At 40.2% G+C, this 13,668-nt stretch carries 14 protein-coding genes; 6 read left to right on the top strand and 8 right to left on the bottom strand.

Going from position 1 to position 13,668, the window contains the following annotated elements; all coding sequences use genetic code 11:
* Positions 1-297: 297 nt before the first annotated feature.
* Together AC6CHI_RS01695 and AC6CHI_RS01690 are read left to right on the top strand one after the other, a co-directional pair.
* Positions 298-1,326 (top strand): alpha/beta fold hydrolase, encoded by a 1,029-nt coding sequence (locus AC6CHI_RS01695; protein WP_498119170.1) that lies wholly within the window; start codon positions 298-300, stop codon positions 1,324-1,326.
* Between the two features lie 12 nt (positions 1,327-1,338).
* A complete protein-coding gene (locus tag AC6CHI_RS01690; protein WP_498119169.1) occupies positions 1,339-2,349 on the top strand; it encodes a hypothetical protein in 1,011 nt (336 codons plus the stop codon).
* A gap of 27 nt (positions 2,350-2,376) precedes the next feature.
* Here the strand turns inward: AC6CHI_RS01690 and AC6CHI_RS01685 are convergent, their stop codons facing one another.
* Positions 2,377-4,623, bottom strand: coding sequence for a TonB-dependent siderophore receptor (locus tag AC6CHI_RS01685; RefSeq protein ID WP_498119168.1), 2,247 nt, complete (start codon positions 4,621-4,623; stop codon positions 2,377-2,379).
* Positions 4,624-4,829: 206 nt separating this feature from the next.
* Positions 4,830-5,468 (bottom strand): Fe-S biogenesis protein NfuA, encoded by a 639-nt coding sequence (gene nfuA / locus AC6CHI_RS01680; RefSeq protein ID WP_498119167.1) that lies wholly within the window; start codon positions 5,466-5,468, stop codon positions 4,830-4,832.
* 158 nt (positions 5,469-5,626) lie between these two features.
* On the opposite strand from nfuA, the gene AC6CHI_RS01675 reads away from it, so the two are divergent.
* From AC6CHI_RS01675 to AC6CHI_RS01665, 3 genes are all read left to right on the top strand, one after another.
* Positions 5,627-6,244 (top strand): rhomboid family intramembrane serine protease, encoded by a 618-nt coding sequence (locus tag AC6CHI_RS01675; protein WP_458890781.1) that lies wholly within the window; start codon positions 5,627-5,629, stop codon positions 6,242-6,244.
* A 186-nt stretch (positions 6,245-6,430) separates the two neighbouring features.
* On the top strand, positions 6,431-6,607 hold the full coding sequence (locus tag AC6CHI_RS01670; protein ID WP_498119166.1) for a hypothetical protein: 177 nt from the start codon (positions 6,431-6,433) through the stop codon (positions 6,605-6,607).
* Positions 6,608-6,860: 253 nt separating this feature from the next.
* Positions 6,861-8,408, top strand: coding sequence for a hypothetical protein (locus AC6CHI_RS01665; RefSeq protein WP_498119165.1), 1,548 nt, complete (start codon positions 6,861-6,863; stop codon positions 8,406-8,408).
* A gap of 84 nt (positions 8,409-8,492) precedes the next feature.
* Here the strand turns inward: AC6CHI_RS01665 and AC6CHI_RS01660 are convergent, their stop codons facing one another.
* From AC6CHI_RS01660 to AC6CHI_RS01645, 4 genes are all read right to left on the bottom strand, one after another.
* Positions 8,493-8,990 carry a DUF2505 family protein gene (locus AC6CHI_RS01660; RefSeq protein WP_498119164.1) on the bottom strand — a complete coding sequence of 166 codons (498 nt, stop codon included), beginning with the start codon at positions 8,988-8,990 and terminating at the stop codon, positions 8,493-8,495.
* Positions 8,991-9,114: 124 nt separating this feature from the next.
* The gene (locus AC6CHI_RS01655) at positions 9,115-9,402 is read right to left on the bottom strand and encodes a hypothetical protein (RefSeq protein ID WP_498119163.1); all 288 of its coding nucleotides are present in this window, start codon (positions 9,400-9,402) and stop codon (positions 9,115-9,117) included.
* 17 nt (positions 9,403-9,419) lie between these two features.
* Complete coding sequence (gene pnuC, locus AC6CHI_RS01650; protein ID WP_498119162.1) at positions 9,420-10,004, bottom strand: nicotinamide riboside transporter PnuC; 585 nt, start codon at positions 10,002-10,004, stop codon at positions 9,420-9,422.
* Positions 10,005-10,121: 117 nt separating this feature from the next.
* A complete protein-coding gene (locus tag AC6CHI_RS01645; protein WP_498119161.1) occupies positions 10,122-10,598 on the bottom strand; it encodes a hypothetical protein in 477 nt (158 codons plus the stop codon).
* Positions 10,599-10,859: 261 nt separating this feature from the next.
* On the opposite strand from AC6CHI_RS01645, the gene AC6CHI_RS01640 reads away from it, so the two are divergent.
* The gene (locus AC6CHI_RS01640) at positions 10,860-11,312 is read left to right on the top strand and encodes a GNAT family N-acetyltransferase (RefSeq protein ID WP_498119160.1); all 453 of its coding nucleotides are present in this window, start codon (positions 10,860-10,862) and stop codon (positions 11,310-11,312) included.
* A 10-nt stretch (positions 11,313-11,322) separates the two neighbouring features.
* On the opposite strand, the gene AC6CHI_RS01635 is transcribed toward AC6CHI_RS01640, so the two are convergent.
* Positions 11,323-13,182: a sensor domain-containing diguanylate cyclase gene (locus AC6CHI_RS01635; RefSeq protein ID WP_498119159.1), complete on the bottom strand. Its 1,860-nt coding sequence runs from the start codon at positions 13,180-13,182 to the stop codon at positions 11,323-11,325.
* A 137-nt stretch (positions 13,183-13,319) separates the two neighbouring features.
* Positions 13,320-13,658, bottom strand: a complete 339-nt coding sequence (locus AC6CHI_RS01630; protein ID WP_458890789.1) for an FKBP-type peptidyl-prolyl cis-trans isomerase — start codon at positions 13,656-13,658, stop codon at positions 13,320-13,322.
* Between the last annotated feature and the right edge of the window lie 10 nt (positions 13,659-13,668).

The raw sequence follows: 13,668 nt of genomic DNA, 5'->3' as shown, positions 1-13,668 counted from the left end.
AATTTTCACTATTCTAATCCCAGCTAAAATGAAAGTCACTTGCAAAAAAGGATAGTGTTTTGGAATTTATGAATTGGCAAAAAAGTTCATATGATCACCATCACTTGATTGAACAGCATCACACTATTCAGTCTGAATAAAAACCACTTCAATAAACTTATGCGTGACATTCTAACTATTGTATTTAAAATAGTTCACCATCAAGCTGAAGATAAAATTTGATACCATTTCAGCCCATTTAATTGCTTCTAAAATGGATTTTAAAGCAGTTTATTTTGATCAGAAGGATTTAAGTCAATGACACAAACTAGTAAATATTTTTCTCATTTTGTTACAGCAATGGGAATCCTAATTACCGTGTCCTTGCCCAATCTCGCCTCAGCCAAAACTCAACCACCCACCCCTGAACAAATTACTCTACAAAACTACTTGCAACACGAACGTGAAAGCAGCGGCTTAAAAAGTAAAACCCTCAAAGTCGGGGATATTATTTGGAGTTATAATGAGGGCGGTTCTCCGCAAAAGCCCACGGTGCTCTTGCTGCATGGTCTTGCCAGTAATCGGGACAACTGGAATCGCGTAGCGGCTTATTTAACCCCCAATTATCATGTGATAGTACCTGACTTACCTGTTTATGGTGAGACCAAAATCCCTGCGAATTTTGACATCGCGGTTCCCAATGTTACCTCAAGTCTCAGACAATTTGCTGAAGCCATCGATATAGAAAAAAAACTCAATATTGCAGGACATTCCTTAGGGGGCTCGATTGCCACTTTATATGCAGCGCAATACCCTTTTGATACGCAAAGTCTGTTTCTTTTAAACAGTGCGGGCATTTATAAGAAAGCCAATACCCCTTACAGCAAAGATCCCAATTTTTTAAAGCATATTATTGTGGCTAAACCGGGCGATTATGATGATATGCGCCATGAAATCATGCAAAATCCACCCAAGCTTTCCCCAGAACTGCAACGGGCAAAAGAACAGCTACTGATTGCTCAATCAGGCAAAAATAATCTGGTGATTGAACAAATTTCTACCTTAAACCGAATTTATACACCTGAAACATTTGCCCGAATTACTCGAAATGTTGAAGCCCCCACTCTCATTTTATGGGGCAAACAGGACAAAATTTTTAATGTTGAAGTGGCAGATGAATTAAAATCATTATTGAAACGAGCCGAGGCTCCTGTCATCCTTAACAATGTTGGTCATATGCCGTTATTGGAAGCAGATAAGCAAGTTGCGAATTATTACTTACCGTTTCTTGCGAAAACCCAAAATCTGAAAAATCCACTGGCTGATCAACTGATTCCTCTCCACTGAATTTGAGCTTGTATGCAAAAACACCCAATGATTGAGCAACTGATTGAGGCTCATATTCAATTTTTAAATGATGAATTCTCTCAGTCAAAAACGATTCAAAATGAGTTTGTTGAATTTTATCATTGGTTTAGAAAGCAAAATTTAAAACAACTTTGGACAGTTGAACAGATTCATCAACTGATTCAACAACAGGTCTTAAACACCCGTGCCAGCGATTTTTTAATTGAACAGATTGCAGAACATATTCGTTTTGCACTGGTGCATCCAGCCAATGACCACACCAAAATTGCAGATGCCATCCCTGTTCTCACCATCGATAAAATTGCTCAATATGTGGCCAGTAAAAGTGGACATCGTCAGCGCCTGATTTATACCGTGGTCAATAATCCTGCTTTTTCTGCCATGATTACCCAATTGATTCAACATGCCATTCAGGACTACCTAGACAACTCCGTCATGGTGAAACATGTACCTGGGGTGTCACGCTTTATGAAGATGGGCAAGTCTGTGCTGGAAAGTGTAACCGATTCCAATCTTGATCAGGCCATTCAACACTATTTACAAAAAAATATACAAAAGCTCAGTCAAATGAGTGAACAAGTGTTAAATCATCATTTTAATGACGAGAAGCTGTACCATTTCCAAGCCAACTTATGGCACAAAATTAAAGACTTACCTTTAAATGTTTTAAAAAATTATATTGAAGTTGATGATCTGCCGCAAACAGTCGGTTTAGGGCATGAAATTTGGGATCATTTGCGCCAGACGACCTACTTAGAACAGCAAGTCAAAGACGGAATTTCGGCATGGTACGCACGTAATCAAGATCGAAGTTTTGATGTGTTATTACGTGATTTAAATATTGATGAAGCGCTGATTCAAAACCAATTACAGCAGTTACTCGAACCTGTGATTCAGCACATGCTGCAATCGGATTATTTACAGCAGCGAGCACGTCATTATTTAGAAACGTTTTATTACTCAAGTAATACCTTAGAAATTTTACAGCAGAAAGATGCTTAAACGCATCTTTCTGCATAAATGCTCAGCTTAGAACGAATATTTTAAGGATGCATAATAGGCACGACCCGGTTCGTTATAAGTCTGACTGGTCGACTCACTATCTCTTAATTTCTGTTCATCAAATAAATTACTCACCCCTATACGCGTACTCAGATTGTCAGTAAATTTATAGCCTAGATTAATACCTGCAATGCCATAACTTTTCACGACACTAGGTTGCAATGCATCATCTGTCCCCCCCGAACCCACACCTGCTTCAATGCGATTTTGAGCATATTGGCGAGACTTTTGACGACCGTACTGGGTATAAACAAAATTCACATCCAATTGATCGGTAATGTCGTAGCCAAAAATTGAGTTAATCGTATAGTTAGGTACAAGAGAAAGTGGGTTACCTGTGGATTTATCTTCTGAATCCATCATATAAGTAAAGTTATTGGTCCAACTGATATGATCCCACTCTAGACCGATACTGCCTTCAAAGCCCTGAACCAAAGCTTCAGGAATATTCTCCCAACGCAAGACATTCCAAGTCGTTCCTGAAGTCGTTGTAGCTGTGGTAATAATTTCAGTTCCTGCCACAATCTTGTCTTTATAATCATTACGGAACCATGCGAAACTCGCATTAACATTATCTTTGGCGAATTGGATCCCCAATTCTTTGTTGATTGATGTTTCAGGATTTAAATCTGCATTACCTTGAAGCAAACAACGGTTTTGAATAGTCGCTGGACAACCATTACCATTAGTCGATAACAAATACCCTTCTGCATTTTGATACATATTGGGGGCTTTATAAGCTTTCGCAATTCCACCTTTAACCGTGAAATAATCCCCTAATTTTTGCGTTATGTTTAGACTTGGGCTCCAATTTGATCCTGATTTATCATGATCATCAAAGCGTAAACCAAGTACTAGGTCTGTCGAATCGGTAATTTTTAAATTGTCTTCTGCATATACGGATGCAATTCGTGAACTCATATCACTACGATTTTTGGGTGCAATCGCATCTAAACCTGCTGAACTTCCTGTTGAACCCACGCTGGTATTGGCTTCGTCGGTAAAATCATCTTCAATCCATTCAGCACCTATGGTTAAATTCTGAGGAATGTAAACCTCAAACGGAATATTCACTTCACCATTTATACGGAAAGTATCTAAGGTTGAAGTCGACTTATCGGTTTCCGTATTAATCCGCCCTTCGGTGCTGCCACCTAAGCCTTCCAATAAACGCTTGTTCTTCGTTTTATCGTATTGAAAGATTAATTTATTATTACCCCAATCCCATTCACCATCATGCATTAATGAATAGCTTTCGCGGTACATTGTATTGGTTTCACTGCCATATAAGGCTGACAAAATAGCATTCGCTTCGGCATCCGCATTCAGTTGAGAATCACCTGAGTAGAGATTCCCCTGACGGCTGGAAGCAGCATCCAATGTAAGGGTTTGACTGTCTGTGATTTGCCAAGCCAAACGTGCAGATACATCCTCATTTTTAACCCCTTCTCTTCCTGCCGCAGTACTATTAATGAACTTATTGATATCTATGGCATCTGGTTGAGTCTTATTAAAGTTCCCATATAAACGATAGGATAAAACATCTTTAATAATTGGGCCGCTTAGATTTACACTGACACGCCCAGACTCACCTTCTTTAGAATCTTCAGGCTGATTGCTAAATAGTTCAACCGAACCATGTACTTCATTGGTCACTTTCTTGGTTTTAATATTGACCACACCGCCCATTGCTCCAGAACCATAGCGGGCTGCCGCTGGACCACGTAGCACCTCTATCGATTCAATTGCATCAGCAGGTACCCAGTTCGAATCACCTCGCGTATCACGCTCACCTCGCCAGCCATAACGCACCGAGTTTCTTGAAGTTACAGGTTTGCCATCAATCAAAATCAAGGTGTTCTCAGGTCCCATTCCACGAATATCAATTTGACGGTTATTACCGCGCTGCCCCGTTGCACTATTCCCCGTTAGATTCACCCCGGGCATACGGCGGACATATTCAGAAATGTCATTGACTACGGGCAGGTTTTCCAAATCTTCTGCAGTAATTACTGAGGCTCCTAGAGATTGTTTGACCTGTTCTTCAGCCGTCAGGACAATTTTTTCAAGCTGGGTCGTATCTGTAGCTTGTGTCGTCATTTGTTCTGTTGCAGCGGTGTGCTGTTCTGTTTGTACATTCTCAGCATGACTGAGCACACTCATAACCGACAAAATAGAAAGTGCTAATGCGGATTGGACAATACGTCTGTTCATTCAATGACCCCAAAAAACTGTTGGAAGATAGAAAACAACATGAAATTTCGGTTTCAGAGTGTAACAAACATAGCTACAAATGCAATTAATATTAATAACAATTATCATTAACATATGATAATAATATTACATGGTCAGAATATAGGCTTATAACAGACATAAAAAAACCTCCAAAGGTGGAGGTTTTTTTAATTTGAGGGTGCAGATTACTTGAAGTAAGCACCTTCTGCTTGAGTATGATCCGTCTGGTCAATCACGCGTTGTAATTCAGGTACGTGTTGTTTAAGCGTGGTTTCTACACCTTGCTTTAAGGTGACATCGATTGCTGAACAACCTTGACAACCACCACCAAACTTAAGCACCGCAGTTAAGCCATGCTCTTCATCTTCAACCACTTCTACCAGCGCACAGTTTCCGCCATGCCCAGCCAAACCAGGATTAATTTCCGATTGCAAGACATAAGTAATACGCTCTTCCACAGATGCATCTGGTCCAACACGTGGCACTTTCGAGTTTGGCGCACGGAAAGTCAGCTGACCACCAAAACGGTCTTTATTGTAATCAATCACCGCATCTAATAGGTATGGAATTGATGGTGCATCTACATAAGCCGGGAAGTCTGGATAGTCTTGCTTATAATCTGTTGGAATAACTTCTTCAGGCGCACTATATGCCATACAACATTCAGCACGAGGTGTACCAGGATTCTCTACAAAAACACGTACACCAATACCTGGAGTATTTTGTTTCGCCAATAAATCACGTAAATACTCTTGTGCATTTGGTGTGATTAATAGGTTTGGAATCTCTTCTGCAACTGCAGTGCTGGTGTTCTCAGTCGACATAACAATATTTCCTCAAGCTGAAGTCGCTATTTTAACTGAAGATGCGGCTTAAATAAAAAAAATCAACCAAATTTGTCGGATTTATTCTAAAAGTTCTGTGCAATTAGACAATTAATGGCATTATTAAGCTTTAAATATGAAAATTTGAACCTTTCTCTATGCTCAATCTGCCTTTCAACCATACTGTAGCGCTGATTATCATTACTGTAGTGGTTTCACTTTTGGCGTTCTCCAATCAAAAGCTCATGAGCCGCTTAATTTTCTGGCCTCCTGCCATGCAAAAAGGTCAGTATGACCGTTTTATTACCCATGGTTTTGTGCATGCGGATGGCGCACACCTGCTGTTCAATATGATTACCCTATTTTTCTTTGGCAGCATTATTGAAAGTTTTTATCGTCAATATTTTTACGATCTTGGTTTTGCCCTGTTTTATTTAGGTGGACTTATAGTGGCCATCTTGCCAAGTTATTTAAAGCATAAAAATGATTTCCAATGGGCAAGTCTCGGGGCTTCAGGTGCCGTATCGGCAGTTTTGTTTGCCTATATCCTGTTTGAACCTTGGAAACTCATTTTTGTGTTCTTTATTCCCGTACCAGCCATTATTTTTGCCGTGCTGTATGTGGCCTATAGCATTTGGTCAGGTAAACGTGGCAATTCGCATATTAACCATAGTGCGCATCTTTGGGGGGCAGCATATGGCGTAGTGGTCACCATTTTGCTTGAACCGCGCTTAATTCCACACTTCCTAAATAAGCTCGCTCAACTTCCCTTTTAAGCACTGCCTCAACCCGCTTTGATCAATGTTTCGGAATGGCGAATTATGCAAAATAATCCGCCATTCCCTACCTACTTGTTCAAATAATGTTTTATTTCATTGCTTCTTTCACATAGAATAAATCGTAACAATAAAGTGTTTTCTCTAGACATAAACCCAAATCAGAACAAGATGGAGAATGTATATATGCATAAATTTCTTATGATTATTGCAACCTGTTTCAGTTTGAGCGCACTGACTGCATGTGCTGTTCATACTCCTGAAGGCAGTATTGTGGTCGATCCGAATGGTAACTTGGGGCACTATGAACATGGCGGAGGAGATTTCTGCCCACCAGGTCAAGCAAAAAAAGGCCGTTGCTAGTCATCTTATTATTTAAATCCATTTTTAATGACTGTCAGTCGATTGCCCAGACTGACAGTATTATCCCTTTATCTTTAAATGCCGCCCTCAAAATTTTCAAAGCCCTACCCCATATTCTAGTTTCGCACTTCGCTTTTTTAAAATTTAGACGCTGCGGACATAAATTGGTATTTAATGCCACCCCAATCTTTAATTTGGCATAGATAATGAATACATCTGTATATTAATACTGTAATCAGACGAGATTTTTTGCATGTCCAGCTCTTTAGAGGGTCTACAGTTCCCTGTTCAACCCGATACCCAAAAACCAAGTACAACTCGTACAGGCAAGGAAATTATTGCTGAAGCATTATCGATTGTAGACCATCAATCTGCCCAGCAAGCTTTAAAAGAAAAAAAATGGCGTAAAAATTATCCAAAATATTTTAAAGCCTTGGTCGAACATGGCATTCGTAGTTGTAACAACCCGATTACCATTGCCAAGCAAGGGCTACATAAAGCTCAGCACAGCTTTGAATTTTACCGTAAGGGACAGCGTTATTTACTAAAAGACATGATGCAGGTTCCGCAGGAACAATTGCATACGGTGCAATTGCAAGGTGAAGGGCAAGCAGAACCTGAATGGTATATTCCTTACCATGGCCAAAACCTAAAAGGTGAAAGCTTATTGGCTCAAGTACAAAAATGGGAAGATGACGGCATTATTGAACCTTCACATGCCGATGCCTTACGCCTAGCCAATGCACATCCAGAGTGGTTTGATTTATCCGACCGTACCATGGTGTTATTTGGTGCTGGCTCAGAAGCTGGTCCTCTGACCTGGTTATCACAATGGAAAGCCAATATTGTAGCGGTCGATTTACCGAATGAGCGCGTTTGGCAAAAAATTCTTAATACCGTACAAAATGGTAATGCTACCCTGTATGCACCAAGCGCAACGCCCGTACCTGAAAATACCCCAACCCGTGAATTAAGTAGCAAACTGGGGGCAAACTTACTCACGCAAACCCCTGAAATTGCTCAATGGTTACTAAAAAGCCATCATCAGCTTGATTTAGCTGCGATTGCTTATTTAGATGGTGAAAAACACGTCCGTGTAGCCATGGCCATGGACAGCATTATGAAAGTGGTCAGTGAACAAAAAGCCGATACCAGCTTAATGTTTATGTGTACCCCAACCGATGTCTATGCTGTACCTAAAGAGGTTGTTGCCTCATCAGCCGACAAATTCCGCTACCGCTCGCAGCTTCAAAAAGTGCTGACCAAAGGGGTCGCAACGGCTTCGTTAAAACACTTTTTCCAGCAAAACCTGCATGAACTGATTGCTTCAGACAATGGGCAAGAATATGGCATTGCCGACTGCTTAGTAATAGAACAAGGTCCTAACTATGCGCTCGCCAAACGTATTCAACAGTGGCGTGCAATATTAGCCCGTCATGAAGGTCAACGCGTCAGTATCAATATTGCCCCTTCGACCACGACACATTCCGTCACCAAGAATCCACTGCTAAAAGCGGCTTTTAATGGGGCAAGCTTGTTTGATGTCGAAGCATTTAATCCTGAAACCACCAATGCCATTATGGCAGCGTTATGGATTCATGACTTACGTAATCCTGAGTCTGTTGCCAATCCTGAAACGGTGATGGAACATCCATTAGAGCTTATGATGCATGGTGCGAATCATGGTGGCTTATGGCGTGTGGCATATTTGGCCAGAACTGCACTGCCTTTTGCTGCCATTTATGGTTTTGCAACAGATAAATTACCGCTGAAAAAAGCATTTTCGATGTTCAAACGCTAAATCAAAGCTGAATAGGTTTTAGTCTACTGATGTAACACAGGAGGTCATCTCAATATGATCTCCTGTATTTTATTCGGCAGGAACTTAAATACTTAAGCTCTTTTTCAACTCATCTTCAACAATCGTCAACTCAATTTCACTGAATTTACGAATTTCACCTTCCGCATGTTTTTCTAACATGCCACCAATTAAAGGCACCTTCACATTTACGGTCCAATCTAACTGGAATTCAATTTGCTGGTCTGAACCTTTCACAGAACGCTTACAACTGGCCTGTAAAGGTAAGTTCGCGCCCAAATCAACCGTTGAGGTCATGGCTTCAAGATCACTCACATCTGTGCGATGTAAACGGAAGGCATCTTTTAATAATTTTTTCGCAATTTCGGGAATATTGACATCTAAATTGTAGGCACGTTTTAACGTGTATTGATCCCCTTGTTTTTTAGACTCCAAAATTTCTAAATTTTCGCCAGGTATACGGCGACAGACTTCTTCATGTAAGCGGGTATCTGCTGCTAGGCGTTTAAAGTCTGCCAGTGAGACGCCACGAATAATTGCATTCACAGTAAACTGATGTGCCATGAGGGTTCCTTCTATTTTTGTTTTGCTTGGACTGAAATGCCACGCTCATACTCTGAATCGGCTCGATTGCGCAGCATTACTTGAGTGCCTGATTTAAATCAATTGCGCCAGCACTGTCATTGACCTATTTTGAATTATGCTGATTAGAAATGCCAAAGATGGCTGTGCTTTGTTCTAAACAGCTGATTTTTAAATAATGATGCTGATATTCAATTAAAGCATAAAACTCGGTTGCCCCATCATCCAAGCCCGTTGCAGTCCACGTGGTGCCTGGCGGAAATTGTAATAGCCACTCCGCCTGATAAAAATCAGCAACTGAATCAAATTGTAGATAATCCTGAGGGGAATGCGCAATTTTTCGCGCCAAAGCATCAAATTGCTGCAATTTGGCTTGCTTAAAATCGATCAGCATAAGGTTGTCCTATAAAACTATGCAGACTCGGTGAGTTTGTGTTGCTGTTGCTTTTGTACTTGAATCCATTGCCACCAGCCGGATGCAGCCAAACCCACAAAAGCAGCATACAGTCCCGCAGTTAAGAACAAATCTTTATAAATAAACATTCCGACATAAATAATATCGACAAATACCCAGAGTATCCATGTCGCAATATGCTTGCGGCTTGTCCAATAGGTGGCAAGTAAACTAAATGCAGCAAGTTGCGCATCAAGCAAAGGAACCGCAGCATCGGTCCAGAAATGAAGACTCAAACCAAACAGCAAACCGCCCAAAGCCGCCAATACCATTTGCCATAACACGGTTTTACCTGCAATCGGTTCAATCCGAATCTCGTGATCTTGCTGTTTACCCTTTAACCAATGATAGAAGCCGTAAAAATTTAGCCCGATAAAGAAAAACTGTAAAATTGTTTCACCATAAAGTTTAAAGGTATAAAACAAATAGGCATACAGAACGAAGGCGAGAAAATTAAACCACCAACACCACATATTGCGCTTAACCGTTAATGCCACGCCAATGAGGCTAATGATGACAGCAAAAATTTCCAGTCCAGACATCAGTCACATTCCCAAAGAGATGGCACATTATGGGAATTTTTTATTAAAAGGCAAAGTAAATAAATACGGCGCAGGGAATGAATAGCTTTGCTCTTTATTTTGTTGTGCCGCGGTCGGCTAGCGATCCTGCGGATTTAATGTAGTTTCACACTTATGTTCTTCACCATGACGATCTACATGACTACAGAACACCCCATATTTACCCACATAATATTCCAAAGACTGATCATAAAAATACCAATAAATTGACCATTCATTTAGATCGAGTTGACGAATTTGAGTTAAGGTTTTTGCTGGTAATTTTTTCAGTAAATTGTATTGAATTTCTTCAGCACACTGAAGATCTCGAATATGAATATTTTGCTCAAAAAACAGTTGTGCCGCATCATCAAACAGGACTTGCTCATAGTATTCAATTTCAATGACCAGCCCCTCTACCAGATCCAATGCCGGATCATCAACCACGAAGTTCTGCGTTTGTGTTTTGGCTAAATATTGAGTGCGATACTTTTGCGCCTTTCTCATTTTTTTAAAAATCTGCCAAGCCGCTGTCAGCACCATCCCCAATACAAACAAAACGATAATTTTAAACATATCCCCTCCCGATTAGGAGTACATTCAGCATTACAGTCTTTTTCATCATACTCGGAATTCTTGCTTGCTTTAACATAATTCTTTGAAAAATCAGATTAATGAAGACTTAGTACTCCGTAATCTGTGACCCAGATCAAATAAATTGTGCTGGGTAAAGTTTAAGCAAATAGCAAAACATACATAAAAAGCAACAAATCGCCACTTTTGTAATTGAGCGTATTCACATGAAATAAGCCTGTTTTCAGGAAATAAGAACAAACAATGATTAGGGCAGCAAAAATTCAGGATATCCCTGAGATTCTTTATGTTTTACAGGAAGCGATTCGTTCCTGCGTACCAGACCATCAATCCGATGAAAGTAAAATTCAGGCATGGTTGGAAAAAATCACGCATGCCAATTTACTGTTATGGATGCATTATAACGACAGCTGGATTTATAGTATCAATCAGCACATTGTCGGCTTTATTATGGTCAGTGACATTGGGAAAATCTTACTGAATTACACCTTACCCGAGATGCAAAATCAGGGCATTGGAACCGCATTACTCAACAGTGCAACTGCTCATTTAAAACTAAGAAATCTAGAACAAATCACGCTTGAAAGTACCCAGACAGCTCTCGGTTTTTACCAAAAACAGGGCTTTCAAGTTCGTACTTATGCACTACCAGAACAACAGACCATTCCGATGATTAAATATCTCATAGCACCTTAATTAGTCGCGATCATATTTTAAGCTGATCTCGCCCAGCATTCTTGGCGAGATACAGATTTTGGTCTGCGGCTTTCATCAGTTCGTGTATATCCTGAAATGGATGGTTTCGATCCATATAGGCCGCTCCAATACTCATGGTGACATATTGCTTTGCATCGGCACGGTTGAGGTGTTCAAGATGCTGATTACGAATAGCTTGTAGCAACTGATTTAAGCTTTTTTCAATCACCACAACTGGCATATCACGTATCAGTACAGCAAACTCTTCTCCCCCATAACGCGCCAAATAGGCATGTTCAGGCAGATGAGCTTGAATCACCTGAACCAGTTGTTGCAGAATTTCATCACCTTTGAGATGACCATAATAGTCATTATAGTTTTTAAAATAATCGACATCTAACATGGCAAATGCCAATACAGCATTATGATGTTGCGAGGTTTCAGCAAATTGACGCTGGATTTCAGAATTCAATGCGCCCCGATTAAATGCACCCGTTAGAGGATCTATTTTTGCCTGTAATTCTAGCTTTGCATTCAGCTCGCTTAATTGCAGTGTTCGCTCCCTCACCTTCTGATCTAAAGAAGAGTTAAGCTCTAATAAATTATTATTCAATTTTTCAATGCGGTCTGAATGGTAGGCAAAGCTCTTGGACTGTTGCAACATAATTAAAAATGCATAAAAACTGGTCGAAGCAAACGATAAATTTATGGAATCAATCCAGTTCAGGCTTAATAAAAAATCATGTAAGAAGGTGACGCACAGCAACACCACTGCCCATAGATTAATGCTCGAATAAGGCTCATGCCGCTTAATGGTAATTAAAAAACCATAGGCAAAATTCAATACCACCACAATACCAAATAGAAAACTATAAAATGCTAACCGTTCAAACACATCAGGGAGTGTCAAACAGGTCATCACGATATTCAGGCTGAGAATAAAAACTGCAATGGCAAAGATGTTGGGATGTAAATAACGTCGATTCAGTAAAAACATGTAGTTAATAAAGAATAACGCGGAAAGATAGGTGAAAATATATTCCAGCCGTGTGCCCCATAACCAATCGATATTGGTAAATACGGTATACACATAGGGGGCAGAAAATAAATTATGCAGGGCTAAAAAGATAATAAAAACACCGAAAACCAAGAAGCCCCGACTTTGGTGATGTTTGACGCCTCGGAAAAAACCAAACAGGATGGTAAAAACACCAACACCGATCACGGCACCACAGACTCCAGCAATACTCATCATCAATTGTTGAAACTGACGGTTAATGGTTTTACTGACTCCTATGCGCATAGGATTTTCCAAACCACCGTGTAAACTTTGAAAACTCGACACCTGCATGGTGACAGTAAAATATTCATTCTCGGCAATAAAATAAGCAAAGCGTGGGGCATTTTCCGTCTGATGTGTTGCTACAGTTTTGCCCACCTCCCCCAGCCGGAGCAGTAAGTCCCCATTCAGGTACATCCGATAAGCCCCGTATTGATTTGGAATCCAAATCGCTATACGGCGACCAATAAATTCTGAGGGAATTTTAAAATGCCCGACAAAGGTGCCATAGGTATTTTTTGGATAACCCAATTCTTTAAAGGAAATAGGCAATATAACGGTTTGTGTGGGTGCAGCAGGCGTTGCTGTTTGTATGAATTGCTGCGGATAAAATTGCCATTGTCCTGCCAAATAACTGGTGCTGTTTTCAGTAAAGTTGACAGGATTGATATTTTTCTGCTGGACGTAGTAAGAGTTGGGAACTGGCTCGTAGAGTGCCCAACTGGATTGCTGTAGCAGCAGCAACACACTACTAAGCGCATATAAGATAAATTGAATGATCCCATATCGCTGGGGGAATTTATTATACAAGTCGCGCTTATTCCTTGATCGCGAATTTAATTTTTAATGCAGTTTTGGTTCGGCTCAATAGCAATAACTGAGCCGAGCTTGATTTAACCATAACATGCTTTTTCATCCACATGCTATGGTTTATTTTTCAAATATTATTAGTCACGCGTTTTTACATCATATAATTCAATTTCAAAGATTAAATTTGAATTTGCAGGAATAATATTCCCCATTTTACGCTCACCATAAGCCAAATGTGCCGGAACGATCAACTTACGTTTACCGCCGACTTTCATGCCCATAATGCCTTGATCCCAGCCCTTAATGACTCGACCTGTACCAATCACGCACTCAAAATAATTACCTCGGTCAAGCGAGGAATCAAACTTGGTGCCATCTTCCAACCAACCAGTATAATGCGTGGTAATTAAAGCGCCTTTTACCGCCTCTTTACCTTCACCCACGATTAAATCAATAATCTCTAATTCTTTAGTCATTTCAAAAACT

The organism is Acinetobacter sp. GQ146, from assembly GCF_059758585.1.
This window is presented reverse-complemented; position numbering and strand designations above follow the sequence as displayed.

Bases quoted from the DNA above. Each gene is read 5' to 3' on its own strand.
- AC6CHI_RS01695 (WP_498119170.1), top strand. From the start codon at position 298: ATGACACAAACTAGTAAATATTTTTCTCATTTTGTTACAGCAATGGGA.
- AC6CHI_RS01690 (WP_498119169.1), top strand. From the start codon at position 1,339: ATGCAAAAACACCCAATGATTGAGCAACTGATTGAGGCTCATATTCAA.
- AC6CHI_RS01685 (WP_498119168.1), bottom strand. From the start codon at position 4,623: ATGAACAGACGTATTGTCCAATCCGCATTAGCACTTTCTATTTTGTCG.
- nfuA (WP_498119167.1), bottom strand. From the start codon at position 5,468: ATGTCGACTGAGAACACCAGCACTGCAGTTGCAGAAGAGATTCCAAAC.
- AC6CHI_RS01675 (WP_458890781.1), top strand. From the start codon at position 5,627: ATGCTCAATCTGCCTTTCAACCATACTGTAGCGCTGATTATCATTACT.
- AC6CHI_RS01670 (WP_498119166.1), top strand. From the start codon at position 6,431: ATGCATAAATTTCTTATGATTATTGCAACCTGTTTCAGTTTGAGCGCA.
- AC6CHI_RS01665 (WP_498119165.1), top strand. From the start codon at position 6,861: ATGTCCAGCTCTTTAGAGGGTCTACAGTTCCCTGTTCAACCCGATACC.
- AC6CHI_RS01660 (WP_498119164.1), bottom strand. From the start codon at position 8,990: ATGGCACATCAGTTTACTGTGAATGCAATTATTCGTGGCGTCTCACTG.
- AC6CHI_RS01655 (WP_498119163.1), bottom strand. From the start codon at position 9,402: ATGCTGATCGATTTTAAGCAAGCCAAATTGCAGCAATTTGATGCTTTG.
- pnuC (WP_498119162.1), bottom strand. From the start codon at position 10,004: ATGTCTGGACTGGAAATTTTTGCTGTCATCATTAGCCTCATTGGCGTG.
- AC6CHI_RS01645 (WP_498119161.1), bottom strand. From the start codon at position 10,598: ATGTTTAAAATTATCGTTTTGTTTGTATTGGGGATGGTGCTGACAGCG.
- AC6CHI_RS01640 (WP_498119160.1), top strand. From the start codon at position 10,860: ATGATTAGGGCAGCAAAAATTCAGGATATCCCTGAGATTCTTTATGTT.
- AC6CHI_RS01630 (WP_458890789.1), bottom strand. From the start codon at position 13,658: ATGACTAAAGAATTAGAGATTATTGATTTAATCGTGGGTGAAGGTAAA.